The 26,104-nt window shown below is 63.9% G+C and carries 23 protein-coding genes; 9 read left to right on the top strand and 14 right to left on the bottom strand.

Going from position 1 to position 26,104, the window contains the following annotated elements:
- Position 1 precedes the first annotated feature (1 nt).
- The 4 genes from G453_RS0109120 to G453_RS0109105 form a co-directional block, all read right to left on the bottom strand.
- On the bottom strand, positions 2-226 hold the full coding sequence (locus tag G453_RS0109120) for a MoaD/ThiS family protein (RefSeq protein WP_027190814.1): 225 nt from the start codon (positions 224-226) through the stop codon (positions 2-4).
- Between the two features lie 160 nt (positions 227-386).
- A complete protein-coding gene (locus tag G453_RS0109115) occupies positions 387-2,114 on the bottom strand; it encodes an aldehyde ferredoxin oxidoreductase family protein (protein ID WP_027190813.1) in 1,728 nt (575 codons plus the stop codon).
- A 490-nt stretch (positions 2,115-2,604) separates the two neighbouring features.
- Positions 2,605-3,279, bottom strand: coding sequence for a carbonic anhydrase (locus G453_RS23185; protein WP_043645243.1), 675 nt, complete (start codon positions 3,277-3,279; stop codon positions 2,605-2,607).
- Positions 3,280-3,616: 337 nt separating this feature from the next.
- Complete coding sequence (locus G453_RS0109105) at positions 3,617-4,693, bottom strand: radical SAM protein (protein ID WP_027190812.1); 1,077 nt, start codon at positions 4,691-4,693, stop codon at positions 3,617-3,619.
- Positions 4,694-5,330: 637 nt separating this feature from the next.
- Here G453_RS0109105 and G453_RS0109100 point away from each other — a divergent pair.
- The 7 genes from G453_RS0109100 to secD all read left to right on the top strand — a co-directional run bounded on the left by G453_RS0109100 (position 5,331) and on the right by secD (position 12,577).
- The gene (locus G453_RS0109100) at positions 5,331-6,854 is read left to right on the top strand and encodes a glutamate synthase-related protein (protein WP_027190811.1); all 1,524 of its coding nucleotides are present in this window, start codon (positions 5,331-5,333) and stop codon (positions 6,852-6,854) included.
- 3 nt (positions 6,855-6,857) lie between these two features.
- Positions 6,858-7,310, top strand: a complete 453-nt coding sequence (locus G453_RS0109095; protein ID WP_027190810.1) for a 4Fe-4S dicluster domain-containing protein — start codon at positions 6,858-6,860, stop codon at positions 7,308-7,310.
- Between the two features lie 13 nt (positions 7,311-7,323).
- Positions 7,324-8,613: an NAD(P)/FAD-dependent oxidoreductase gene (locus G453_RS0109090; RefSeq protein WP_027190809.1), complete on the top strand. Its 1,290-nt coding sequence runs from the start codon at positions 7,324-7,326 to the stop codon at positions 8,611-8,613.
- Between the two features lie 16 nt (positions 8,614-8,629).
- Entirely contained in the window at positions 8,630-9,727 is a 1,098-nt protein-coding gene (locus tag G453_RS0109085; protein ID WP_027190808.1) for a class II glutamine amidotransferase, read from the top strand.
- A gap of 11 nt (positions 9,728-9,738) precedes the next feature.
- Positions 9,739-10,479, top strand: coding sequence for a GltB/FmdC/FwdC-like GXGXG domain-containing protein (locus G453_RS0109080; RefSeq protein WP_027190807.1), 741 nt, complete (start codon positions 9,739-9,741; stop codon positions 10,477-10,479).
- Between the two features lie 36 nt (positions 10,480-10,515).
- Entirely contained in the window at positions 10,516-10,896 is a 381-nt protein-coding gene (gene yajC, locus G453_RS0109075; protein ID WP_027190806.1) for a preprotein translocase subunit YajC, read from the top strand.
- 79 nt (positions 10,897-10,975) lie between these two features.
- The gene (gene secD, locus G453_RS0109070) at positions 10,976-12,577 is read left to right on the top strand and encodes a protein translocase subunit SecD (protein WP_027190805.1); all 1,602 of its coding nucleotides are present in this window, start codon (positions 10,976-10,978) and stop codon (positions 12,575-12,577) included.
- 161 nt (positions 12,578-12,738) lie between these two features.
- Here secD and nadB read toward each other — a convergent pair whose 3' ends face one another.
- The 10 genes from nadB to G453_RS0109020 all read right to left on the bottom strand — a co-directional run bounded on the left by nadB (position 12,739) and on the right by G453_RS0109020 (position 24,703).
- Positions 12,739-14,319, bottom strand: a complete 1,581-nt coding sequence (nadB, locus tag G453_RS0109065; RefSeq protein ID WP_027190804.1) for an L-aspartate oxidase — start codon at positions 14,317-14,319, stop codon at positions 12,739-12,741.
- An 18-nt stretch (positions 14,320-14,337) separates the two neighbouring features.
- The gene (locus G453_RS0109060) at positions 14,338-14,814 is read right to left on the bottom strand and encodes an aminoacyl-tRNA deacylase (RefSeq protein WP_027190803.1); all 477 of its coding nucleotides are present in this window, start codon (positions 14,812-14,814) and stop codon (positions 14,338-14,340) included.
- Positions 14,811-15,848, bottom strand: a complete 1,038-nt coding sequence (nadA, locus tag G453_RS0109055) for a quinolinate synthase NadA (protein ID WP_027190802.1) — start codon at positions 15,846-15,848, stop codon at positions 14,811-14,813. Before nadA ends, G453_RS0109060 begins: the two co-directional genes overlap by 4 nt.
- Before the next feature lie 3 nt (positions 15,849-15,851).
- Entirely contained in the window at positions 15,852-16,745 is an 894-nt protein-coding gene (nadC, locus tag G453_RS0109050; RefSeq protein ID WP_051272135.1) for a carboxylating nicotinate-nucleotide diphosphorylase, read from the bottom strand.
- Positions 16,746-16,798: 53 nt separating this feature from the next.
- Positions 16,799-17,617, bottom strand: a complete 819-nt coding sequence (locus G453_RS23180) for a potassium channel family protein (protein WP_051272133.1) — start codon at positions 17,615-17,617, stop codon at positions 16,799-16,801.
- Between the two features lie 96 nt (positions 17,618-17,713).
- The gene (locus G453_RS0109040) at positions 17,714-18,916 is read right to left on the bottom strand and encodes a replication-associated recombination protein A (RefSeq protein WP_027190800.1); all 1,203 of its coding nucleotides are present in this window, start codon (positions 18,914-18,916) and stop codon (positions 17,714-17,716) included.
- Between the two features lie 45 nt (positions 18,917-18,961).
- On the bottom strand, positions 18,962-20,626 hold the full coding sequence (locus G453_RS26205) for a sensor domain-containing diguanylate cyclase (protein ID WP_051272130.1): 1,665 nt from the start codon (positions 20,624-20,626) through the stop codon (positions 18,962-18,964).
- A 15-nt stretch (positions 20,627-20,641) separates the two neighbouring features.
- Entirely contained in the window at positions 20,642-21,367 is a 726-nt protein-coding gene (locus G453_RS0109030) for a 16S rRNA (uracil(1498)-N(3))-methyltransferase (RefSeq protein ID WP_027190799.1), read from the bottom strand.
- 493 nt (positions 21,368-21,860) lie between these two features.
- A complete protein-coding gene (gene gcvT, locus G453_RS0109025; RefSeq protein ID WP_027190798.1) occupies positions 21,861-22,946 on the bottom strand; it encodes a glycine cleavage system aminomethyltransferase GcvT in 1,086 nt (361 codons plus the stop codon).
- A gap of 17 nt (positions 22,947-22,963) precedes the next feature.
- Positions 22,964-24,703, bottom strand: coding sequence for a hypothetical protein (locus G453_RS0109020; protein WP_027190797.1), 1,740 nt, complete (start codon positions 24,701-24,703; stop codon positions 22,964-22,966).
- Positions 24,704-24,932: 229 nt separating this feature from the next.
- On the opposite strand from G453_RS0109020, the gene G453_RS23165 reads away from it, so the two are divergent.
- Both G453_RS23165 and G453_RS0109010 read left to right on the top strand, forming a co-directional pair.
- Positions 24,933-25,136, top strand: coding sequence for a hypothetical protein (locus G453_RS23165; protein ID WP_043645239.1), 204 nt, complete (start codon positions 24,933-24,935; stop codon positions 25,134-25,136).
- Between the two features lies 1 nt (position 25,137).
- Complete coding sequence (locus G453_RS0109010; RefSeq protein WP_027190796.1) at positions 25,138-26,103, top strand: GAF domain-containing protein; 966 nt, start codon at positions 25,138-25,140, stop codon at positions 26,101-26,103.
- The last annotated feature ends 1 nt before the right edge of the window (position 26,104 follow it).

Below are 26,104 nucleotides of genomic sequence, written 5' to 3'. Positions count from 1 at the left end.
CTCAGCCCCCGGCCACTGCCGGGAAGATCCCTACGCGGTCGCCCTCGCTGAGCACCTTGTCCATGGTGGCGTGCAGGCCGTTGACGAAGACCGTTTTCACGTTCTCCCGGGGGATGCCCAGAAGGTCGATGGTCTGGCCCACGCTCAGGCCAGCAGCCGCAGGCATCTCCCCGCTCGGCGGGGCATACCGGGCCAGTGTGGCGAAGCAGTTTACGGTGACGCTCATGGTATACTCATAACACCTGAACCGGCTGAACGCCAGTTGTGCAATTGAGCCGGATTGTTCAGGACGCGAAGCAATCGCCGGAGGCCGGGGGGAGGCGTTTGCTCCCCCTGGCTCCGGCGGGGTATGGGGCAGAGCCCCGATTCTCTTCTTCCTCGCTAGACTACATTGCCTTCACGGCCTGCATCTCGGCGGCGGTGAAGTCCCAGGTGACGTTATGGGGCGCAAGGGGCTCCTCGAAGAACTCGGGGAGCTGGTCGTGGGCGCTGGTGAAACCCGCCGCCTGGTTGAATGCGAACTCGTCCTGCAGGATGGTCCTGCCGAGCTTCAGGAAGTCCTCCGGGTGGAAGGGATTGCCCGAGGCGGCGGTGATCATGTCGCACATGCACTGCACGCCGTCGGCGGTGTCCAGCACCGGGAAGGCCACGAACAGGCAGAAGCCGGTGGCGTCGATGGCGGCAGTGGCGATCTGGAGCGCCTTGGAGAGCTCCACCTGTCCGGCCTTGTCCAGGGGATCGACCTTGCCGCCCACGCCCAGGATGTTCTGGCACACGGAGTAGCCGGCGGTGTGGTCCGCGCCCTGGGGGGTGGTGCAGTAGGTGACACCGACGCCCTTTACGGCGCGCGGGTCGTAGGCAGGCAGGGACTGGCCCTTGACGGTGGGGACGCGGGTTACGCCGTAGGCCTTGGCGGTGTATTCAGCGCCGCCGCCGATGATGCGGCCCATGGGGTTCTTGGGGTCGTAGACCTGCTTGAGCATTTCGATTGCCGCCGCGCCGTCGCCCCAGTTGAGGATTCCGGCTTCCATGAGCATGGCCAGGGTGTTGGCGGTCTCGATGGTGTCCAGGCCGATGTCGTCGCAGAGGCGGTCGAGCATGGCCATCTGGTCGTAATCCTTGACCAGCAGGTTCGCGCCGAAGCCCCAGACAGTCTCGTACTCGAAGCCGCTGGTCAGGTACTTGCCGTCAGGGCCGTGGTAGGCCTGGGAGCACTGGATGATGCAGCCCGCGTGGCAGCCTTCCTTCACCTTGCCGCCGCGCTCCTTGATGATCTCCACCATGCGCTCGCCGGAGATGTCCTTGGCGAACTCGAAGCGGCCCTCGCGGAAGTTCTTGGTGGGCAGCGCGCCCGCCTCGTTGATCACGTTCACCAGCACGGCGGTGCCGAAGCCGGGCAGTCCCTCGGCGGTGACGGGGTGGCCCTTGATGATCTCCACCCAGCGCTTGGAGGCCGCCTTGAAGGCTTCCTTGTCCACGATGGGGGGCGCCTCGCCGGTGTCCACGATCACGACAGCCTTGATGGCCTTGGAGCCGAGCACCGCGCCCATGCCGCCGCGGCCTGCCGCGCGGGCGGGACGGCCCTCGGGGTCGGCCACCTGGATGGAGGCGTTCTGGCGCATGGTCTCGCCCGCAGGCCCGATGCACAGCACTGATGACTTTTCACCGTACTTGTCCAGGAGGCGCTTCACTGTGTCGTAGGTGCCCAGGTACTGCATGTCGGAGGCGTCCTCGAAGGTGACGCCGTCCTTGCCAATCACGATGTAGCTGGGGGACGAGCCGTACTCGGGCTTGTCCTCCAGCACGATGCCCAGAAGGTCCAGCCGGGCCAGACGCTGCGCGAAGGAGCCGCCGACGTTCGATTCCTTGATGCCGCCGGTCAGGGGCGACTTGGCGCCCACGGAGAGACGGCCCGAGGACCCGGCGGGGCGGCCCGTGATCATGCCCGTGGCAATGACCAGCTTGTTCTTCGCGCCCAGCGGGTGGCAGGTGGGGGGCACTTCGCGGCTGACGATGCGCGAGGTCAGGGCGCGTCCGCCCATGCCGGAGTAGGGGCCCATGTCGGAAAATGCGAAGGTTTTGTCTTTGGTGTTGACGCGCAGAAGTCTGGACATGTGCAATGCCTCCTGTGTTGGTGCTAATCCGGCCGGAATGCGACAGTCGATTCCCATGGCCAGCGACCGTTAATTGTATGACACCACTTGTGTATGATGGGCTTTAGGAGGAGTGTTAGTACGTGTCAATTTATGCCACAGGTGGCATAAGAGTAATAAGGTCCCAGATGCTACAAAAATGTAGCAAGGGGGGCTGGCGGGGTGTCGCGAAATGACTCGTGCGGGCAGCGCGGAAGAGCCTTCGGGATGCAGGGAGATGAGAGCGTCAGGTCAGTAAATCTGTTTGTTATAGCATAGATAGGCAAGGCCAGCAGGGCTCGCATCAAAGGTTACCTGCGAAAGTATATGGAGCCTATCAGGTTGGTCGATGGGTCTGCTGGAGCGAAAAAAAACTGAAAAAAGTTGGCGGAGCAGGCGGATGCGCGTTGCGGCGCCGCTGCGACGCGGCAGCGGCGGATGTGTCGCCGGTCGTGAGCGGGGGATTTGGCCGCTACTTGGCCTGGTGCGGTGTTTTGGCGTCGAGTCGTTCGCAGCGGGCCACCAGGGGTTCGAAGGAGCCGGTCTCGGGCAGGTAGCTCAGCAACTCGCCCTTGCGCAGGTCGAAGTACCAGCCGTGCAGGTAGATGCGCCCTGTCATCACCCGCTCCCAGATCCAGGGGAAGGTGAGCAGGTTTTCCAGCGACACCAGCACGGAAGCCTGTTCGCAGGCGCACTGGCGCAGGGCCTCGTCTTTCTCCGTGAGTTTCTCGGACACTTCGCGCAGCGCGGGCGCGGCGATCTTCACCCAGGGGGCGATGAACTCGCCCAGGGTCTCCGGGTCCGAGTGCATGAGCGCCTGGATGCCGCCGCAGCAGGAATGCCCCAGTACGATGACGTGTTCGACCTGGAGCACCTTGATCGCATACTCAACAGCGGCGCTGACGCCGTGAAGGCCGGGGGCCTTCTCGTAGGGGGGGACGAGGTTGGCGACGTTTCGCACCACGAACATGTCTCCGGGCGAACACCCGGTGAGGATGGCCGGGTCCACGCGGGAGTCGGAGCAGGCTATGACCAGCACCTTCGGCTTCTGATCCTCGGACAGGTCGGAATAGAACTTGTTGTCGTCGCAGAAGTAGGTGCGCTGGAACTCTTTGAAACCGGACAGGAACCGGGCGATATCTTTCATGGCGGGAGTCTCCGTGAGATGTCGGCTGGCAGGCCGATACGATTGCCTTCTAGACCAGGGCGGGATGGTTCGCAAGTAGTGACGGTGGAGGATCGATCTGGCGGAGCAGGGCCGGGACGAGAACCGCAGCTGGAAAGAGGCACGGACAGTTCGCCCGCATACGCACGGCCGGGAGCTGGATTGGGAGCGGCTCGAATCCCGGACTCGGTGAGCAGGCCGGAACACCAGCAGGCAGCCGGGGAAAGGCGTCGCCTGATATGTCAGCGTGCAGCGCAGGCGAAACCGGAGCGGATGCGCCTGCTTTCAATGCCTGGGCGCAGATGTTGCGGACGCCACATCAGGACGCCTCGCGATCGAGCAGCAGCTCTCCCGCTTTGAATTTTGCGGCCAAGGGCCTCGACAAGTGGGTGTAGATGGACTCCACCTTCTGCATCCGTCCGAAACACTTGCGGCAGTAATCGGGCTTGTCCGGGGTGTTGACCGTGGATCGCAGGGCTTGAATCCCCGCGCCGTTCCACATCTCCATGAAGTCGGATTCGTTCAGGTTGCCCACAGGGTCCGCTCCGCCGCAGCAGATCTGGCACACGCCGTCCATGTTCACCAGGAACGCCCTCCAGGGCTCGTCGCAGCGGGTGCTCACACGGGTTTGCGAAACGGCCTCACCCTTGAAGGGGACCGGAAGGTTTATGCGTATACCGACCGCCGTGGCGGCCTCGGACGCCTTGAGCAGGCACTCGTCCGAATAGTCCTGGTGGAAATACAGGGACTCGGGAAGCCATTCTTCGCGGGTGCAGTTCATGTAGTGCACGTTGATCTGGAACACCCCAAGAGAATCGGCCAGGGCGATCAGCTTGGTCAATTCGCCCACGTTGGACTTCATGGCCACCACGTTGAACTCGACTATGGGCCATTCGGACCCGGCGATCTGCTTGAACCTGGAGAGTTCCTGGACGTTGTTCAGGAGGCGCAGGAAATTGCCGCCCCGGATGTGCTTGTAGGTCTTGGCGGTTGCCGCGTCCACGCTGATGCGCAGGTCGAAGACCTCGTTCTCCACGAGGAAGCGGTTCATTTCCGTATCCATCAGGGAGCCGTTGGTGGTGATGCGCACCTTGGTGGAGGTCTCGTTGGCCAGGACCACGGCCTTCTTGAAGTGCGACCAGATCATGGGCTCGCCGCCGATGAGTTGGATGGTGTCCGCGAAATAGAGCGCGTCACGCAGTTTCTCCACCATCTCCCAGGGCATCTCCCGCTTGTCGTAGTGCTCCTGAAAACACATGCGGCAGCGGTAGTTGCAGTTGAAGGTGGTGGTCAGCATGATCTCCTGGGGGAACGTGGGGATCTCCGGCACGCCGTTCTGGGCCATGATAGGATAGAGAGACTTGCTCATGAGCGTGGCGTGGTGCGAGTAGCGCATCGTGGGGGCTCCTTGGTCGCCTGGGGACATGCCGGAGACTTGGGAGATTCGCGTCAGGCTGTTGACGGATTCCGGCTGCCGGAGAGCGAGGCAAGATGCAGGCCAACAGGGTGACGCCGGGGCGTTTTGCGCGCTTTGGAGGAATAGATTAATTCGACGCCTGATCGAACTTCGGGTCAAGGCAAATGCCTTGAATTCATACTGACAAAGTATGATATATTTCCTCAATCTTCAAAAACGTAACACTATCCCCCCATTCACCCCAAAACCCCGCCAACCCGCCGCCCAGGCCAGTTCTGCCGGGAATTTCCGCCATCGGCGCACTCTCTCCCAATATGACAACTCTGGTGCGCCCAGAGGAACGCCGCGAAAAAAGTTTCCATAATGTAAATACCCCGGAAGCCGCGAAAAACGCCGGATTCCGTTGACTCGCCTTGTTTCCGGGGCTATTGTGACCCTCTTTTTTGCTTGACGAATCACAATATAATACACATTCTCCATTTCCCACTTTTAAGCCCCGGCCACCCATGCCGCAGGGGCATCTCGGCCCGCCGTCTTGCAGGGGAAGCGGGCCGGGGACGCCGCACCAACGGCCCCCTCATACCCCCGCTAAAACGTTTCGAAAGAGGTGACCGTCTTGGCCTTCGCTCCCATCAACAAGAACTACCACGACTTCTTCGTCGTCCGGGACAAGGACGCCTGCATCAATTGCCAGGTGTGCGTGCGCCAGTGTTCATATGGTGTCCACTTCTGGGATGAAGCCCGGCAGTGCGTCCGCCACGACAACACGAAATGCATCGGTTGCCACCGTTGCGAGGCGCTGTGTCCCACGCAGGCTCTCCTCATCCAGGAGAAGCCCTCAAACTTCAAAGCGAACGCCTTGTGGCGGCCGGTGTTCATCAAGAACATCTACAAGCAGGCCGACACCGGCGGCGTGTTGCTGTCCGGCATGGGTTCCCCGGCGGACATTCCCGTCTACTGGGACAACCTGCTGCTTGACGCCAGCCAGGTGACCAACCCCTCCATCGACCCCCTGCGCGAGCCCATGGAGCTTCGGACCTTCCTCGGTTCCAAGCCCACCCGCCTGGAGTTCGAGGAGACCCCCGAGGGACCCAAGCTCAAAACCAAGTTGAAACCCAACATCGCCCTGAACTTCCCCATCATGTTCTCGGCCATGAGCTTCGGGTCTATCAACTTCAACCTGCACATCGCCATGGCGCGTGCGGCGTCGGAGCTCGGGACCTACTACAACACCGGTGAAGGCGGCTTGCACCAGTCGCTGTACAAATACGGCAAGAACACCATCGTGCAGGTTGCGTCGGGCCGCTTCGGCGTCCACCGCGACTACCTGAACGCTGGCGCCGCCATCGAGATCAAGATCGGCCAGGGCGCCAAGCCCGGCATCGGCGGACACCTGCCCGGCGAGAAGATCAACGCTAAGGTCTCCGAGACGCGCATGGTGCCCATCGGCTCCGACGCCATCTCCCCGGCCCCGCACCACGACATCTACTCCATCGAGGACCTGCACCAGCTGATCTATGCCCTCAAGGAAGCCAGCGAGTACAAGGTTCCCGTGTCGGTGAAGATCGCGGCCGTGCATAACGTCGCGGCCATCGCCTCGGGCGTTGTTCGCGCCGGCGCGGACATCGTGGCCATCGACGGCATGCGCGGCGGCACGGGCGCGGCTCCGGCCATGATCCGCGACAACGTGGGCATCCCCATTGAGCTTGCGCTCGCCGCCGTTGACCAGCGCCTGCGCGACGAGGGCATCCGCAACGACGCCTCCATCGTGGCGGCGGGCGGCACGCGCTGCTCCGCCGACGTGGTCAAGGCCATCGCCCTGGGCGCGGACGCCGTGTACATCGGCACCGCCGCGCTGCTGGCCGTGGGCTGCACCCTGTGCGCCCGCTGCTACACCGGCAAGTGCCCCTGGGGCATCGCCACCAACGACCCTTACCTGGCCAAGCGCCAGAACCCCGATATCGCCGCCAAGAAGATGGCCAACCTGATGAAGGCCTGGGCGCACGAGATCGAGGAAATGCTTGGCGGCATGGGCCTCAACTCCATCGAGAGCCTGCGCGGCAACCGCGACAAGCTGCGCGCCGTGGGCCTGAACCAGATCGAGCTGGACACCCTGGGCGTCAAGGCAGCCGGGAGGTAAGCCATGAAAAAGATATACCCCAACAAGGAAGTCTGCATCGGCTGCCACCTGTGCGAGGTCGCCTGCGTGACGGCCCACTCCAAGACCAAGGACCACATCCTGGCCCACAACGTGGAGAAGGCCCAGGAAGGCCTGGCTCCGCGCCGCAACGTCGCCCAGGAGGGAGCCGTGTGCGTGGCCCTGTCCTGCCGCCACTGCCAGGAACCCATGTGCGTGGCCGCCTGCATCTCGGGCGCGCTCACCAAGAACACGGAGACCGGTCGCTGCGAATACAACGAAGAGCAGTGCGTGGGCTGCTGGTCCTGCCTGATGGCCTGCCCCTTCGGCTCCATCCGCAGGCACCCGTTCAAGGAAAAGATCGTCAAGTGCGACATGTGCGCGGGCCGCGACACGCCCGCCTGCGTGGAAGCCTGTCCCAACGCTGGCCTGGTCTTCGAAGATCGCGGCTCGGACTAAACGGAGAATCACGATGAAATATGTTATCGTGGGCAACGGCGTGGCCAGCGTGGGCGCGATCGAGGGCATCCGCAGGGTTGACCCGGACGGCGAGATCACGGTCATCTCCGAGGAAAGCAGCCCCACTTACGGCCGTCCGCTCATCTCCTACCTGCTGGCCGGGAAGATCGGGCCGGAGCGCATGCAGCTTCGCCCCGTCACCTTCTACGACAAGTTCAAGGTCAAGATGATGCTGGGCACCAAGGTGACCGGCGTCGACGCCAAGGCCAAGACCGTGGCCACGGCGGACGGACACAACTATCCCTACGACAAACTGCTGATCGCCACCGGCGGCGTGCCTTTCATTCCGCCCCTGCCCGGCAAGGACGGCTCTGGCGTGTACAGCTTCACCACCCTGGCGCACGCCGAGACGCTGATCGACGTGGCCAAGAACTGCAAGAACGTGGTGGTGATCGGCGGCGGACTCATCGGCCTGAAGGCTGCGGAGTCCCTGCATGATCGCGGCGTGAAGGTTTCCATCGTGGAACTGGCCCCCCGCGTGCTGTCGGCAGCCTTCGACGACAAGGCCGGAAGCCTCGTGGCCAAGCGCCTGGACGAAGTGGGCATCGCGGTGCACTGCGGCACCCAGGCCACCGAGATCAAGCGCGACGCGGGCGGCGCCGTCCAGGGCGTGACGCTGAAAGACGGCACCTTCCTGCCCGCCCAGGCCGTGGTCATCGCCATCGGCGTGGTCCCGGCGTCCAGCCTTGCCAAGGACGCGGGCATCACCGTGGACCGGGGCATCCTGGTGGACGACTCCCTGGCTTCCTCCGACCCCGACGTGTACGCGGCGGGCGACGTGGCCCAGGCCAAGGACCTCATCCTGGACGAAAACCGCGTGGTGCCCATCTGGCCCAACGCCTTCAACCAGGGCTTCTACGCCGGCAAGAACATGGCCGGAGCGGCCAGCCCCTATTCCGGCGGCCTGGCCATGAACGCCATCGCCTTCTACGGCCTGCCCACGGTCTCCGTCGGCGTGGTCAACCCCGCTCCCGGCGAGCAGGGCATAGAAGTGGCCGACTACCTGGACGAGGAGCACGGCTCCTACCGCAAGCTGGTCTTCAAGGACGGCAAGCTGGTGGGCTACGTGCTCCTGGGCGAGATCGACATCGCCGGTCTGTACACCGGCTTCATCCGCTTCAAATTCCCTCTGGACGCCGAGACCAAGGAAAAGCTCGTCAGCGGCAGGCCCTCCATCCTGCAATGGCCGGAAGGTTTCTTCGACGAGCAGTTCAACCCTGTCGGCGCGCAAGAGATCGTGTAAGGAGACGTGAAAGCCAATGAAGGCTCCAGAAAGATATTACGACTTCCAGAAGGACATTTCGGGCTGCGGCGTCTTCGGTGTCATCAACACCAAGCGTGAGCTGATCCCCGGGTCCATGCCCATCCAGGCCATGTGCACCATGCACGACCGAGGCAACGGCCTGGGCGGCGGCTTTGCGGCGTACGGCATCTACCCCGACCACGCCGACAAGTACGCCTTCCACATCATGTGCGAAACCCAGGAAGGCCTGGACTCCGCCGAGGAGCTCATCAAGAAGTTCTTCGTGATCCACGAGTCCCAGCCTATCCCGACCAAGCCCACCCTGGCCATCAAGAACCCGCCCATCGTGTGGCGCTTCTTCCTGTCGGCCAAGCAGGGCGGCGACCGCCCCACGTGGCGCACCAACGACGAGAAAGACTACGTCGTCAACGTCATCATGCACATCAACAAGAAGACTCCGGCCTTCGTCTTCTCCTCGGGCAAGAACATGGGCGCTTTCAAGGGCGTCGGCTTCCCCGAGGACATCGCCGAGTTCTTCCGCCTGGACGAATACCAGGGCTACATCTGGACCGGGCACAACCGCTTCCCGACCAACACCCCCGGCTGGTGGGGCGGGGCGCACCCGTTCACCCTGCTGGACTGGTCCATCGTGCACAACGGCGAGATCAGCTCCTACGGCATCAACCGCCGCTACCTGTGCGAGCACGACTACGAGTGCACGCTCATGACCGACACCGAGGTCGTGGCCTACGAGATCGACATGCTCATCCGCAAGCACGGGTTGTCCCTGCGCATGGCGAGCTGGGTCTTCGCGCCCCCGTTCTGGGACGAGATCGACCGCATGCCCGAAGAGCAGCGCAAGGCCTTCGAGGCCCTGCGCATGGTGTACGGCCCGGCGCTCCTGAACGGCCCCTTCGCCATCCTGGTCTCCGACGGCACCTGCCTCATGGGCCTGAACGACCGCATCAAACTGCGGCCCCTGATCGTGGCCGAGAGCGGTTCCAACGTGTTCATGTCCAGCGAGGAGTCCTCCATCCGCGACGTCTGCCGCGAGCTGGACACCGTCTGGGCTCCCAAGGCGGGCGAACCCGTCATCGTGAAGCTGGAAGATTAAGAGGAAGCGACATGCTGCTCGATGCCGACAATGTCTATTATCGTGAGTTGAACCAGCAGATCCGCGAACTGGTCGCCAAGGGCGAAACCGAGTTCGAGATCGTGAACGTGCGCGGCCAGCGCTATATCGCCGACGGCCTGGACGGGGACCTCAAGTTCCTCATCCACGGCGTGCCCGGCCAGGACATGGCCGCCTTCATGCGCGGACCCACCATCCGCGTGGAAGGCAACGTCCAGGACGGCGTGGCCAACACAATGGACGAAGGCCTGATCGTCATCAACGGCATGGCCGGCGACGTGGTGGGCTACGCCATGCGCGGCGGCAAGGTGCTGATCAAGGGCGACGTGGGCTACCGCGTGGGCATTCACATGAAGGCCTACAAGGAGAAGTTCCCCGTGCTGGTGGTCGGCGGCAAGGCCGGCGACTTCCTTGGCGAGTACATGGCCGGCGGGGCGATCATCCTGCTCGGCATGATCACCGGGAAACCCGACGCTCCCATCTGCGGCCGCTCCATGGGAACCGGCATGCACGGCGGCGTCATCTACGTGCGCGGCGAGATTCCCGCCGAACAGCTCGGCCCGAACCTGAAGGTCGAGCCTGTCGACGAGGAAGACATGAAGCTCATCACCGAGAACCTTGAGCAGTTCTGCAAGGAATTCGGGGTTGACTTGAAGGCCGTTTTAACAGAACCCTTCCAGCGCGTGAAACCGTTCTCCCATCGTCCCTACGGCAACCTGTACGTTGCCTGCTAGGCTGGAAGAACCCGCAACCTTTCACTGGAGGATTTCATGTTCCTGACCAGCATGGCCTACGCCATGGGCCAGCCGCCCGCAGGCGCCGAAGGCGGAAACCAGTTGATGTCGTTTCTGCCCCTCGTCCTGATGTTCGTGGTCTTCTACTTCCTGCTGATCCGTCCCCAGCAGAAGAAGCAGAAGGAAATGCGTGAGATGCTCAAGAATCTCAAGCGCGGAGACAAAGTCATCACCGGCGGCGGCATCGAAGGCCGCATCGACGCCGTGACCGACGAAAAGGTGAAGGTCGAGATCGCCCCGGGCGTGGTCATCACCGTTCTTCGTGCCTATGTGGCCGGTCTGGCCGACGCGGCCCAGGCCAAGAAGCCCGAAAAGACTGACGAGAAGAAGGCAGACAAGCCGGAAGAAAAGAAGTAAGCCGGTTCTGCCTGACCTTTTGACCATTTGCGAGGGGGAAACCGGCGGTTTCCCCTTTTCGCGCGTGTAAGGAGCGTGCATGTCCAGCTTGTCCTGGCGTTTGATCGTGGTGGCTATCGCCCTGGTTTTGGGGCTTGCGTTCACACTGCCTTCCGTCGAGTCCGTGCGGCAGTCGCCGCTGGGCAAGATGCTGCCTTCGAATCAGGTCGGCCTCGGCCTGGACCTGAAGGGCGGCATCCATCTGACGCTCGGCGTTGATGTGGACAAGGCCATGGGTAACTCCCTGGCCCAGGCCGGGCAGGACATCAAGTCCTTCGCCCAGGAAAAAGAGATGACCATCATCCGGCAGAACCTGCTGGATTCCCGTCGTCTCGAATTCGTGCTGGCCACTCCGGAGAAGCGGGCCGAATTCGAGGAGCTGCTGCGCAAGCAGGCCTCCGGCGTCAAGGTCGGCAAGTCCGAGATCATCGACGACGGCAAGGTCAAATACACCGTCTCCTTCACTCCGGAATACGCCAAGAACCTGGAGACCCTTACCGTCGATCAGGCGGTCAAGACCATCCGCAACCGCATCGACCAGTTCGGCGTGGCCGAGCCCGACATCCGCAAGCAGGCAGGCGACCGCATCCAGATCCAGCTGCCCGGCCTCAAGGACCCCGACCGGGCCATCGCCCTGGTGGGCAAGACCGCGCATCTGGAATTCAAGATCGTGGACGACACCGTGGACATGACCAAGGCCGCCAAGGGGCAGCTGCCCCCGGGCCGCGAACTGGTGATGGAGCGCGTGGCCGGACCCGGCGGCGAGTTCTCCGAGCGCGCCATCGCGGTCAAGTCCGACGCGGTGATGACCGGCGAACACATCGCCGACGCCCGCATCAACTTCGATCCGCAGAACAACCAGCCCTACGTGGGACTGACCTTCACCTCGCGCGGCGGCAGGATCTTCGAGCGCATCACCGGCGAGAACATCAAGAAGCGCATGGCCATCATCCTGGACGGAAAGGCCTATTCCGCGCCGGTCATCCAGGACAAGATCGTGGGCGGAAAGGCCCAGATCACCGGCCGCTACACCGAGAGCGAAGCCCGCGACTTGGCCGTGGTGCTGCGCGCCGGCGCGCTGCCCGCCCCGGTCAACGTGCTGGAACAGCGCACCGTCGGCCCCTCCCTGGGACAGGAATCCATCGACAACGGCATGATGAGCGTCATGGTGGCCTGCGGAGCCATCGCACTGTTCATGCTGGTGTACTACGGCTTCTCCGGCGTGGTGGCCAACATCGCCCTGGTGTTCAACATCGTGCTCATCCTGGCCGGGCTGTCCCTGTTCGGCGCGACGCTGACGCTGCCGGGCATCGCGGGCATCATCCTGACCATGGCGCTGTCGGTGGACGCCAACATCATCATCTTCGAGCGCATCCGCGAGGAGATACGGCGCGGCCTGCCGTCGCGCGCGTCCATCAAGGAAGGCTTCCAGCGCGGAGCGCTGACCATCCTGGACGCCAACGCCACCACCGGCCTTACGGCCATCGTGCTCTACGAGTTCGGCACCGGCCCGATTCGCGGCTTTGCCGTAACCCTGCTGCTGGGCATCGTGGCCTCCATGTTCACGGCCATCTTCGTCAGCCGCACGCTGATGGAGCTGTGGCTGGTGGGCAAGCCCTCCGAGACCAGACTGTCCATCTAGCGAAACGCACGCCTTGATACGCAAAGGGCGCGGCTTCGGTCGCGCCCTTTTTTTTCGTCTGTCCTGCACGTTCAGTCGGGAGCGCTGCCGGGTACAAACGAAGCCCCCGGAGCTGTCGGTCATGAACGGCTCCGGGGGCTTCGAGGCGTGGCAAGGTCAGGCTAGTTTATCCGGTAGTGGCAGCCCAGGCTCTTGGTGTTGCGCATGGCGGACAGGGTGATGATGTAGGCGGCCTGGCAGCCGTGGAACAGGTCCACGATGGGCTTGGAGAGCGGCGTCTCGCGGTAGAAGTCGTGCAGGTGGACGTTCAAGTCCCGCAGGTCCTCGAAGGCCCTCTTCAGGCGCGAGGCCGTGCGGTTGATGCCCACGTAGTTCCACATGGTGCTCTTGATGGTGGACCAGTCCTGACTGATGAGGGCCGGGTCCTCGTTGCGCTCCTGGCCGGGGCTGACCCAGTCCGGTATGGATTCCGCCAGCTTGCGCGTGATGGCGGGCTTGGAACCGAAGCGCGAGCCGATATAGCTGCCAGCGCTCACGCCCCAGACCAGGCATTCCAGAAGCGAGGTGGAGGCCATGCGGTTGGCTCCGTGCACGCCGGTGCAGCTGCACTCGCCCACGGCGTAGAGGCGGTCCACGGTGGTGCGCCCGTGCACGTCCACCAGCACGCCGCCGCAGGAATAGTGCTCGGCGGGCACCACCGGGATGGGCTGTTTTGCGATGTCGATGCCGATCTCGGCGCACTTCTTGGCGATGCCGGGAAAACGGCGGGTCACTTCGTCAACGTTGTTGGCGGCGTCCAGGAAGACGCAGTCCTCGCCGGTCTTCAGGAGCTCTTCCATGATGGCGCGGGTGACGATGTCTCGCGGGGCAAGGTCTGCGCGGGTGTCGTAGCGGGCCATGAAGGCTTCGCCGCTGGTGTTTATGAGTTTCGCTCCCTCGCCGCGCATGGCCTCGGTGATCAGGAAGCGGCGTTCGGCGCGGTGGAAGAGGGCGGTTGGGTGGAACTGGATGAACTCCATGTTCAGGTAGCGCGCGCCGCAGCGGTAGGCCATGGCCACGGCGGAGCCAACACAGGCGCGGGTGTTGGTGGTGTGCAGGTAGACCTGCCCAACGCCGCCCGTGGCCAGGATGGTGTAGTCCGCCAGGATGGTCTCCACCACGCCCCCGGCCTCGTTGAACACGTACGCGCCCATGCACTGGTTCACCAGATTGTACTTGTACTCCAGGAGCGAGGCGTGGTGGTGCGAGGTGAGCACGTCGATGGCCGTGCGCCGGGTGAGCACGGTGATGTTGGGGTGCGCCTCCACGGCCCTGACCATATGCTGCATGATGGAGTAGCCGGTGGAGTCGGCGCAGTGCAGGATGCGCGGCAAACTGTGTCCGCCCTCGCGGGTGAGGTGGAAGTCGCCGCTGGCTGTGCGCTCGAAAGGTACCTCCAGACGGTCGATGAGCATGTCCTTGACCACCTGCGGCCCTTTGCGGGCCAGGTAACGCACGGCGGCCAGGTGGTTGTGCTTCCAGCCGCAGGTGAGGATGTCGCGCTCCAGGAGCTTGGGGTTGTCCTCGGGGCTGGTGTAGACGATGCCGCCCTGGGCCAGGGAGGAGTTGCCGTCGGTGAGGCGCTCTCCGGCGCACAAAAGCACGACCTCGCGCCCCTGGTCGGCCAGGGAGAGGGCGGCTGAGCATCCGGCAGCGCCGGAGCCGATGACCAGGACCTGGGTTTTCGTGCGGTATGGATACATGCGCCTCTCCCTTGAGTCTTATCTTCCCGCAGCGACTTCCGTCACGGGAAGGAGGTCCCGAAGTTTCGCGGGGTCGAGAACGGCCAGGGCTCCGCGCTTGCCCGCGTTGACCAGAATGACGGGCAGATCGAAAATCGTCTTTTCCACGTAGACAGGCAAGGCCTTGCGCGTCCCCAGGGGCGATATTCCCCCCACCTGATAGCCGGTGTGGCGCTGGGCGGCCTCGGGCGTGCAGGGCGCGACCGTCTTGACCCCGATCCCGCGGGCCAGCTCCTTGAGCGACACTTCCCTGTCGCCGTGCATCAGCACCAGAAACGGGCGCTTGGCGTCGTCCTCGAAGACCAGGGTCTTCACCACGGCGTGCTCGTCCACGCCCAGTTCCTGGGCGGCGCGTGCGGTTCCTCCATGGTCCACGTAGTCGTACAGGCGCACCTCCACCGGCACGCCCTTCTGTTTGAGGAGCCGCGTGGCTGCTGTGGCGGGGGCCTTGCTCATTTGGCGCAGGCCTTAAGCATGCGCGTAAGCGCCAGTTTGGCGGGGTCCTTCAGGGCCTCGTCCACCTGAACCGTGGGCGCGTTGTCCAGATTGGCGATCAGCCGGGCCAGATTGGGCTCCGTGACTTTCTCCATGTTGGAGCAGGTGGAGTACTTGAGCGCCCGCACCACCTTGACGCCCTGGTACTTCGCCGCCAGCCGGTTCACAAGGTTGTACTCGGTGCCGATGTAGATGACGGAACCCTCCGGGGCCTCGGCCACGTACTTGATGATGAGCGATGTGGAGCCGCAGGCGTCGGCCAGGGCCACGGTGTTGGGGTGGCACTCGGGGTGCACCACCACCAGACAGCCCGGAGACTCCTGGCGGGCCTTGCGGATGGTCTCGGGCTTGAACCGCGAGTGGATGACGCACTGCCCCGGCCACAAGAGCAGCCGCGCCTTTTTGGCCTTTTCCAGGAGCACCGCCTTGCCGTGGTCGCGCACATCCAGGATGTGGCGCTGCTCCTTGGGGAGGTCGATCCAGTCTGCCGCGTTCAGGCCCAGGCGCACGTCCGGCAGGAAAAGCGTGTGCGGTCCCTGGTCCAAGGCCCAGGTGAGCATGGTCTTGGCGTTGGCCGAGGTGCACACCGAACCGCCGCGCGCGCCCACCAGGGCTTTCACCGCCGCCGAGGAGTTCACGTAGGTCAGCGGCGTGACCGACAGCCCGCCTTCGGCCAGATGGTCCAGGGTGGCCTTCACCAGCCAGTCCGGGGCCATGTCGGACATCACGCAGCGCGAGTTCATCTCCGGGATGAACACCTTCTGGCCGGGCTTGGCCAGGATGGCCGCCGTCTCGGCCATGAAGAACACGCCGCAGAAGATGATGTACTCGGCGTCCAGGTCCGGGATGCGGCGCGACAGCTCCAGGGAGTCGCCGGTGTAGTCCGCATGGCGGGCCACTGCGTCGGACATGTAGTGGTGGGCCAGGATCACCAGCCGTTTGCCCAGTCGGGCGCGTGCTTCCTCTATCGTTCCGAAGTCGTTGGAAATGTTCATATGCTACTCCACTTGGGCCAGCTGCATGCTGAAGTCCGCGTAGGGCGCGGAGTGGGTGATGCGGCCGACCGATATGAAATCCGCTCCGAGCGCGCCCAATGCGGGCAGGGCGTCCAGGGTGACGCCGCCGCTCAGTTCAGTCTCGATGGACGAGGGGATGAGGGCCAGGGCCTCGCGCATCTGGTCCGGGGTCATGTTGTCGAGCATTATGCGCTCGGGCGCTTCGGTCACGGCCTGGCGGACTTCCTCCAGGGTGCGGCATTCCACCTCAAGGGGCGGGCGCGAGTCCGGGAAGGCCCGGCGCACTGCTGCCACGGCCTGGGGGATGCCACCGGCCCTGTCGATGTGGTTGTCTTTGAGCATGAGCATCTCGGCCAGATCGCGCCGGTGATTGCACCCGCCGCCCATGAGCACGGCGTACTTCTCGGGGTAGCGAAGGCCCGGCAGGGTCTTGCGGGTGTCGAGCAGCCGCGTGCGCGAGCCGGACAGTGCCGCCACGTACCGGGCCGTCAGGTTGGCGATGCCCGAGAGATGGCACAGGAAGTTGAGGATGACGCGTTCGGCCTTGAGAAGCCCCACGGCCGGCCCGGTGAACAGGGCGACCACGGCGCCCGGCGCGACGCGCTGGCCGTCTGCGGCGCGGTAGTCGCACTGGGTCACGCTCAGGATGCCCATGCGCTCAAGCACGATGTCCGCGATGGGGAGCCCCGCCACCAGGGTGTCCTCCTTGGCCACGATGCGCGCGGTGAGGCGGTCGCCGCGAACGAAAACCGCTTTGGCCGTAAGGTCCGGGCCGTCCTCTTCCAGGGCCAGGTCCACGGCGCGGACCAGGAAGTCGCGCGCGGGGCCTGTGAAGTATTGCGTGAAGGAAGTCATTGTGGTTGTGGGCAGTACCATCAATTGTTTCGGACATGAAGAGGAGTGAACGAAATCACAAACCTTTTCGCGTCTTAGTTCTCTACAATAACGCTGGCGGCGGGGTTGAAGGGGTTGGTGCGCACCGCCAGATAGAAGAGGTACGGGTAGGATTCCTTCAGGTACAGGGAGTAGGCCAGCCACTGCCTGCTGATGAGCCCGTAGACGCGGGTCATGTCGCCGCCCAGGTGCTTCAGGTCGCTCTCCGGCAGGCTGGAGAGGTCCTCCGGGCGGTTCATGAGCTCGTCGCGCAGGTGGTAGATGGCCCGCAGGGTGTCGGAGAATATCTCGTGCTCGCCGATGCTGGGGTTTTCCAGCAGGCGCAGCAGCAGGTCGGATTTATCGCGCAGCATGGCGCGCATGCCCACCAGGTCGACGCGGGCGGCGTTCAGGGCGAAGGCGTGTCCGTCCAGCAGGCGTTCGGCGGCCTTGAAGCGCTTGCGGTCCCAGGAGGCGGCCACGTCCAGCTTGCCGTAGAGCTCGAGAACGTCCGGGTCCGCCGGGACGACGCGCGCCAAAAGGTCGAGCCCCACGTCCGAGAAGAAAATGCCACGGATCATGTTGCGCTTCTCGCGCTTTGTTTTCTCTTCCTTCACCGACAGCACCGACTCGGCCACGGTCTCCACCACGCCAACGAAGGTGCCGATGCCCGCGAACACCAGGGCGATGGAGATGATTTTACCCGGCACGGTCCAGGGGTGGATGTCGCCATAGCCAACCGTGCCCATGGTGATGATGGTAAAATAGAAGGAATCGAACAGGCCGAGGCCCTCGACCAAGTGGAATCCGATGGTTCCCCCGGCCAGGGACAGCAGGAAGAGGCTTCCGAAAAATATCAGGCGGGTGTTTTTCATTGCTTCGTGCTTCCGAAGGGGACGCTGGCCGGGTCAGGGCAGGACCACGTTGAATGGTTGCGGTTCGGTTTAACGATCCCTGTCGCCAACCGATACTCAGTGTTTCTTCTTGAGTCCCTTCAGGCGTGCGGCCAGCTTGGGCTCCTCGCCCTGGTCCTTCTCCTGGTAGAAGCGCACGCCCACGAGTTCGGGGGGCATGTAGTCCTGCTCCACCCAGGAGCCGGGGTAGGCGTGGGGGTACTTGTACCCTTCGCCGAAACCCCACTGTCGCTGGAGTTTGGCCGAGGGGTTTCGCAGGTGCATGGGCACCGGCTTAAGCCCCTGCGTGGCGATCTCCTTGCGGGCGGCCAGATAGGCGGCATAGGCCGAGTTGCTCTTGGGCGCCAGGGCCAGATAGACCGTGGTCTCGGCCAGCGGGATGAACCCTTCGGGCATGCCCACCATCTCCACGGCCTGCTGGCAGGCCACGGCCAGGGGCAGGGCGCGGGGATCGGCCAGCCCCACGTCCTCGGACGCTGAAAGAATCAGGCGGCGGCACACGAAGCGCGGGTCCTCGCCGGATTCCAGCATCCCGGCCAGATAATACAGGGCGGCGTCCGGGTCCGAGCCGCGTATGGATTTGATGAAGGCCGAGGCCAGCTCGTAGTGCTGGTCCGCGTCGCGGTCGCCGCGCATCACCTGCTCGGGCAGGTTCTGCTTCAGCTCCTTGGCCTCGCGTTTTTCGGGCGCGAGCTGGGCCGTGTATTCCAGCAGGTTCAGGAAGGTGCGGGCGTCGCCGCCGGACATGAAGCACAGCATGTCCAGGCTTTCCGGGGAGAGCGTCAGGTTCAGCGTCGCCAGGGCGCGCTTGGACACCTGGAGCATCTCCGCGTGGGACAGGGCGCGCAGGCGCATGACGTGCAGCCTGGAGAGCAACTGCTTGGTCACGGAGAAGGACGGATTCTCGGTGGTGGTGGCCAGCAGGGTGATGTCGCCGTGCTCCAGAAGCGGCAGGAAGAAATCCTGCTGGGCCTTGGAGAAGCGGTGCAACTCGTCCAGGATCAGGATTTCCTTTCCCTCGATGAGGGTGCGCAGCGTGGCCAGCCCCGCTTCCGGCGCGCTCACCCGGACATAGGGGACGTTCTTGGTCTGGGCCAGCAGCAGGGCCAGGGTGGATTTTCCGCAGCCGGGCGGGCCGTAAAACAGCAGGCTCGGCAGGCGCTTGGCCTTGAGCATGGCTTGAAGCCGGGTGATGACGTGGCCCTGGCCGGTGAAATCCTCGAAGGTTTCCGGTCTGATGGCATGTGCTAGGGGTGGCATGGATAAATCCTAAGTGCTTGGCGTCGCCTTGTCACGCCCGGCGTTTCAGGCGGACCGGATCTGGTTCTTCCCCTGGCGTTTGGCATCCAAGAGGGCCTTGTCCGCCCTGTGCAGCAGGTCAAGCGGAGACAGGGGTTCGCCGTACGGGGCGTGCGCGATGCCGATGCTCACTGTGGCCAGCGTGTGGATGCCGGTGATGGTTTCGCACGTGGCGGCGACGCTTTGCAGAATGCGCCGGGACACGGCCTCGGCCTCCGCGTTGTCAGCGCCCGCCAGCAGCACGGCGAACTCGTCGCCGCCCATCCGCCCGATGACGTCACCCTCGCGCACGTGGGAGCGGATGGCCGTCGCCACGGACTGCAGGACCATGTCGCCCGCCAGATGGCCGTGGGTGTCGTTGATCTCCTTGAACTGGTCCACATCCAGGTACAGCATGCAGCAGTCGCGCCCCTGGCGGTGCATGTGCTCGGCCAGAGCCTCGAAGCGTTCGGTGAAGCCACGGCGGTTGAGCACGCGGGTCAGTTCGTCGCTGTTGGCCTCGGCGATGAGCCTGCGCTCCACGCAGAGCCGCGCGGTGTTGTCGTGCAGGAAGGCCAGGATTGCTCCGGCTCCGTCCCAGTCGATGCCCACCACGTTGGCCTGGATGTCGATGACGCCCCCTTCGGCGGTAACACCCCGAAACTCCAGCGAGTGGGGTACGCCGTTCTCTCGCCCGGCCTCGTCCAACATGCGGTCCACGGTGTCGCGGTCAGCGGGATGCACGAAGTCTGAGAAACTTGCGGCCTGGATATCGGTTTCGTTCAGGCCGGTCAGCTCCAGGAACTGCGCGTTGTGCAGCAGATACAGGCCGTTTTTCACGACGGCTATGGGCTCGCTGGCGTTCAGCACCAGTTGGCGGTAGCGCTGTTCGCTTCGTTGGAGCAGCGCCTCGGCCACCTTGCGCCGCTGGATTTCCTCCTGGGCGGTCTGAAGCTCCACCCGCAGCTCGGAGAGCTCCTGCAGGATGGCGAATACCGGGCGGTGGGGCATGTCCACGCCTTTTATGCTGCGCTGCCAGCTCAGGTATCCCCAGAGGATCGGCGCGGCGAAGGCCGTGATGATCAGGCGGCTCAGCAGGGTGCCGCTCATGATGGAAAGGTAGTCGGGCTGGCCCAGGAACGCGCCGGTGTTGAACAGCACAACGTCCAGCCACATGACCCCGAGAAACGTCAGGAACGCCTTTGCGAGCAGCGGCACGCTGCGCAGCCTGCCGTGCAGGTACTCCCAGGAGATTGCCAGGAACAGGAGGTCTGCAAGCGTGGTGAGCACCGAGGCGATGTTTATGCGCAGGCTCGGTATGGGCACATAGGACAGTGGGGTGGTGCTGGAGAGGTGCATCTGGAGGTGCAGCACCACCGAGACCAGCGGCACCAGGGCCGAGACGCCCACGATGGTCAGTATGGCCACCCGCGTGGCGCGCGGGCCATCGAACACGTACACCACGAACACGCCCAGCAACAGCGACGTATAGAAGACCGTGGAGCCCACCAGGAACGTGGTTTCTCCAAGTTTTACGGCTACTCCCGCGTCCGTGACCCAGGACATGATGGCCGTGAGGCAGCCGATGAGCGAATAGAAAAAAGCCAGCCCGTATTTGTGGCGAAGAGAGTGCGACCACAGCACAAGGCCGTATGTCGTGAAGGCTTCAGCAGCGAGAATCCAGGCTTTCATACAACTCCACCCGGTTCAGTTGGTATCGGCTCCAAGCCAGGCCAAGCCCAGGCACAGGAGCGCGGCAGTTTCCCAGCGCAGGGGCCTGGACCCCAGGGTAGCCGCAGGATAGCCAGCGTTTTGGAACAATCCGGCCTCGGAATCGGTCAGCCCGCCTTCCGGGCCGACGACAAAAACACGCCGCCCCGTTGGGGTCAAGTCTCTGGCGGTCAGCGACCGCTTCACGTCACGCGATTCCCACAAAAGCCAGCGCTGTTCGAAATCCGCGCAGCGGGCAATGACGCCCGCCGCTCCACCCGAGACCATCTCGATCACCGGCAGCCACGGGTTGCCGCATTGCTTGGCCCCCGCCACCAGCTGCGCCTGCCAGGTCTCCTTGGGGACGCCGGGCATGCCTCCCTGGCTGCGGGAGGCCTCCCAGAACAGGATGCCCGCCGCGCCAAGCTCCACGGCCTTCTCCAGCAGCCAGCCGCGCCGCGTGGACTTGTTCCAGCCAAGCGCCAGCCAGGTCTCGCTGGCCGGTGGCTCGTGGATGGTCTCCGAGTCCAGGCGAAGCGTCACGCCGCCTTTGGCCGACTCCACGGTGAACAGGCCCTCGCGCCCCTGGCCGTCGAAGCAGCGCACGACAGCCCCCGGCCCCAGGCGCAGGACCTTTGAGAGATGGCGGGCCTCGTCGCCCTCCAGCCGGAACGGGGCGTGCCAGGACTGGGGCGGAAGATAGAAAGAGTCGAGTCGTGCCATATGGGGTGTCTCCGAGGGGCAGGGGAGGGGGAAGAGATGCCTCCGGCGGCCAGAGAGGAAACTTTTTGGAATAAAGATTGACTCGGGCCGTCCTGGCCCTCGCCCTTCGGGCGCTGCTTCGCAGCGTCCAACTTTTCTTCCTGAAAAGTTGTCCTCTCTGGACTCTCCTTCAAAAACTTTTACTGGGCTTCGCGGTCTAGCGCGGCAGGGTGTCGTTTGGGCAGGGGATGGGGGCTGCCACGTTCACGCCATGCGCGGCGGGCTCGAACCGATTGGAAGACGATTCGTCGCCCGCCGCGCATGGCGCGTCCGTTACAACCCCCACCCCCTGCCAGAAGGTCCAGGCACTCAGGCGGCCCAAGCAAGAGCACGCCTGCGTTTCTCGAGAATGTCAGAGCCTGCGCGCACCCACGCGAAGCCCACTGAGGGTCCAGGGGGATCATCCCCCTGGCGGGTCTGGGCGGAGCCCAGCTCTTTTCTTCTCTCTCTTCTCTTACGACAGCTTGGTACGCGCCGTGCCGCCAGCGTAGAAGGGCAGGTCGACCTTCCTGGCGGGCAGGTCCACCTTGGCGGCCTTGACCACGAACTCGGCGGCGTCGGCGGCGTCGGCCTTCACGTAGGCCAGCGCGACGCTGTGACCCAGCGTGGGTGAGAACGATCCACTGGTGACCATGCCGACCTCTTCGCCGCCGGGCAGGCAGACCTTGTCGTAATGGCGGGCGCTGCGGCGGCCTTCGATGGAGAGGGCCACCAGCTTCTCGCGCACGTCGGCCACATGGGCCTTGCCCACGTAGTCGGCTGCGGAGGTGAGCATCCCGGCGTATCCGGCCTCGGTGGGGGTGTGCTCGGTGTCCAGGTCCTGGCCGTAGAGGGGGTAGCCCATCTCCAGGCGCAGGGTGTCGCGCGCGCCGAGCCCGGCGGGGATCACTTCGGGGTCGGCGGCCAGCTTCTCCCACAGGGCCTGGGCCTTGTCCGCCGGGAGGTAGAACTCGTAGCCCAGCTCGCCGGTGTAGCCGGTGCGGCTGACGATGATGTCCACGCCCTCGAAGGCGGCTTTGACGAAGCTGAAGTAGCCGAGCTTGGTCCAGTCGCCGGGCAGGGCGCGGGTGAGAACCTCGAAGGACTTGGGGCCTTGCAGGTCGATCTTGGCGGTCTGCTCGGAGATGTCGGTGAAAGAGAGGGCTTCGGGCAGGCGGCTCTTGATGGCTGCGAAGTCGGTCTCGACGCACGCGCCGTTGACCACCAGCATGAACTCGTCCTCGGCCACGCGGTAGACGATCAGGTCGTCCATTACTCCGCCAGCGGGGTTGAGCAGGAAGCCGTAGCGGCACTTGCCGGGGGCCAGGGTCTCCAGATTCTGGGTGACGGCTTTGGCCAGCGCGTCCTTGGAACCGGGGCCTTTCAGGCTGAACTCACCCATGTGGCAGATGTCGAAGATGCAGGCCTTGGTGCGGCAGTGCTGGTGCTCGGCCAGGATGCCGGAATATTGGACGGGCATTTCCCAGCCCGCGAAAGGAACCATTTTGGCCCCGTGGGCCTTGTGCCAGGCGTTGAGGGGCGTGATGAGGAGCTTTTCCACGAATCGTCTCCGTCTGATTAGAGTGTGGCGGGCGGTTGGGGCCTGGGCTGCTCGCTGCGCAGCTTGCGGATGCGGGTGAACTCGTCGAAGAGCGAGACGAGCCTGCCGTACATCTTCTTGAGCGCGAGGCCGTATTCGGAGAGTTCCTCGTCTTTGCGGCCCACGAAATTCTTGTGCAGGTAGCGGTCCTGGAGGATAGTCTCGGTCATCTTGATGACGCGTTCCACCAGCTCCTCGAAATAGTTGACCATCTCGAACTTCAGGTCGGAGACGATCTCCGTGAAGCTTGCGAGCATGGACAGATAGGAGAGCTTCTTGCCCTTCTGCTGGCGGTTCAACAGGTCTTCCAGGGTCTTCACCTTGCGGGCCTGCTGTATGTAGCTGTATTTGCTCCATACTTCCTGGTGCAGGCCGCGCATGGGCGTGAAACGCTCGTAGTTGTCGGGCGAGAGCAGGTAGCTGTCCAGCACCTTGACCACGTTGGCGTAGAAGTCTTCGGAATAGCTGATGATCCTGCGTTGGTGCTTGGTGAGCCAGCTGTGCAGGAACTTGAGGCGCTTGTCGTCGGTCTCGGTGCCCTGCACGATCTCGTGGCGCTTGAACACGATGCGGCCATGGAACTCCCCGCGCACGATGTCGTTCAAGCGCAGGAACATGGAGTAGGAGTCCTTGATGATGTTCAAGCCCGAGAGCGCCTTGCCGGTGAGGGGGTGGATGACCTCCTGGCGCACCACGGAGAGGGCGCGGTCCTGGCGGACGTTGTCCGGGTCGTACTTGTGCTGGAGGTAGCCCACGCGAAGGATCACCACGCGCCTGGCCGGGTCCACGAAGTAGCCGCCCTCGGTGAGGAGCTTCACTGTGTCCTTGAAGTGTTCGTGCACGCTCACCAGGGCCAGCTTCTCCACGCGGGGATAGTGCTTGGCGTCTGGGTGCGAGAAGATGCTGGTGATGGTGCGGTCGGATTGGCCCAGAACGCGCACCATGAAATGCTCGCCGGAGCGGAACAGACGGCGTCCGAACATGGCCGCCGAGGTGCGCCGCTCGCTGACTATGGGGAAGCCGTAGAGCTCCATGAGGAACTGGTACACGAAGAGGCGGTTCTTCTCGTACTTCTGGTCGTCGCCAGCGCTGAACTTGCCGATGCGCAGGCCGAACTGCTTGAGTTCGGTGTCCAGGTAGGACGGGAACGAGCTGTACACCCCGGACAGGTGGAACTTGCCGCGCGAGTTGAGCGACAGCACGTGGGCGCGCTCCATGTGCAAAAGTGTGCCGAGCAGCTCCGGATAGTTGGCCAGGGCGGTGATGTCCGTGGCGGAGAAACGCTGGCGGAGCTGGTCCTGGCTGTGCTTGGGGATGCGCAGCGTCAGGGAGTTCAGGTTGGCCTGGCGGATGCGCTCGGTCAGCGTCGGGTTGGCCTTGCGGTCCGTTATGGAGACGTCCTCGGGGGAGTGCAGGATGTCGTACTGGAAGATCTCCTGGAAGTACGAGAGCCTGCGCGGAAGCACCACCATGGAGAAGCCCGGCAGTTCCTTGTGCTCGAACAGGTCCATCTCGAACGACGGGAGCAGCTCGCGGTTTTCCACCACGGGGTAATTGGCTGTCTCGAAGTAGGGCTGGAGCAGGGCGTACTTGATGTGCGCGAGATCCAGGAATTCCTTGAGGGCGGGCAGGCCGCCGTCCTTCACCGCCCGAGCCCGAGCGGCCAGACCGCGAGGTCCGGCGGCTTTGCTGAAGGCTTGTTCCCAGGTGAAAGACATGTGGACCGGCTCCGGATGCTTGAGGCTTGGTGCGCCGGGAGGGCCTTGGATCCATCCCTGGCTGCTTTCCAAACGGGGTTGTTTGGGCTAATAGGGAAAAACGGTGGTCAGGACAGCACTTTTCTGTCCGAGGTTCCCGTCCCCAAAGTCCTCTATCAAAAGAGCATTTCCCCTGTTCTGTCAAGGTAGGAAAACCCGACGCAACAGGGCCATAACGGAGCCGAGAACAATGAGCGAAGCCTGCGCCCGCCAATCCTCAGGAGCGGGAGACTGCCCCTGCACCTATCCCGGCTGTTCGCGGCACGGCAACTGCTGCCAGTGCGTGAGCCATCACTGCGCCAAAGACCAGTTGCCCGCCTGCTATTTCACGCCCGAGCAGGAGAAGAGCTACGACCGTTCCGTCGCCTATTTCATCTCCTGCCGCAACGGATGACATGACCCGTCCCGACGTGTTCGACAGGGTCCTACAGCTGGTCTGCAACGTCTTCGACAGCTATTCGGCCGTTTTGTTCCTGCCTGCGCCAAACGGCGACGGCTGCCGCCTCGCCGCGTCCTTCAGCCTGGGCGACGACGTGCGTCAGGGCATGACGCTGGCTCCGGGCCAGGGGCTGGCCGGGTGGATAGTCCGCGAGAAAAAGCCGCTTCTTATCAGCAACTTCGACCAGAAACGCGGCGTGCTGGGATATTATTCCGGCAGGGCCGAGGACGAGATACGGGCCTTCCTGGGCGTTCCCCTGGACGGCGTGGCCGGTGTCCTGTGCCTGGATTCCAAGAAGGTGCACAGCTTCGCGGACAAGGACCAGAAGATCCTGGGCGAGTTCGCGCGGCTGGTGTCCGCGCTGTATTGCGAGCGCGACTCCCTGGCCGAAGGCCACCTGGAGACACGGCTCTGCCAATGCCTGCGCGTCACTTCGCTGCTGCCCCGCCAGCATCCCAAGTGGAACGCCTATCTCTCGGAGCTTCTGGGGCATGTGTCGCGGTCCATGGCCTTTGGCCACTGCTTCCTGGCCGTTCGCGACGATTCGGCCTGCGTGTTCACCGTGGAGGGCGCAAGCCAGGTGCTCTTCTCGCCCAACCAGTCGAGCCCCGGCAGCTTCCCTCTGGGCGGCGGTATGATCGGCTGGGTGTTCAAGAACGACGCCCCGGTCTATTCCGTTGACGGAGACACCACCGCGCTCAGGCTGTTCGGCGCGCAGGCCAGCTCTCCGGTGTTCAAGACCGTCATCTGCCAGCCGGTCCATTTCTCCAAGCGGACCCGGGCGGTGCTGGTGCTTGCCAGCCAGGACCAGGACGTGCTCTACGACATCCACAAGGACTTCGCCCGCACCGTGGCGGACCAGCTGGCCTTGTTCTTGGAAAACCTGCATCTGAAATCCCGGCTGGCCAAACGCAAAGCATAGA

It is taken from the genome of Fundidesulfovibrio putealis DSM 16056 (genome assembly GCF_000429325.1).
Lineage (GTDB): Bacteria > Desulfobacterota > Desulfovibrionia > Desulfovibrionales > Desulfovibrionaceae > Fundidesulfovibrio > Fundidesulfovibrio putealis.
The sequence above is the reverse complement of the archived record's forward strand: the minus strand, read 5'-3'. Positions and strand labels throughout refer to the sequence as shown.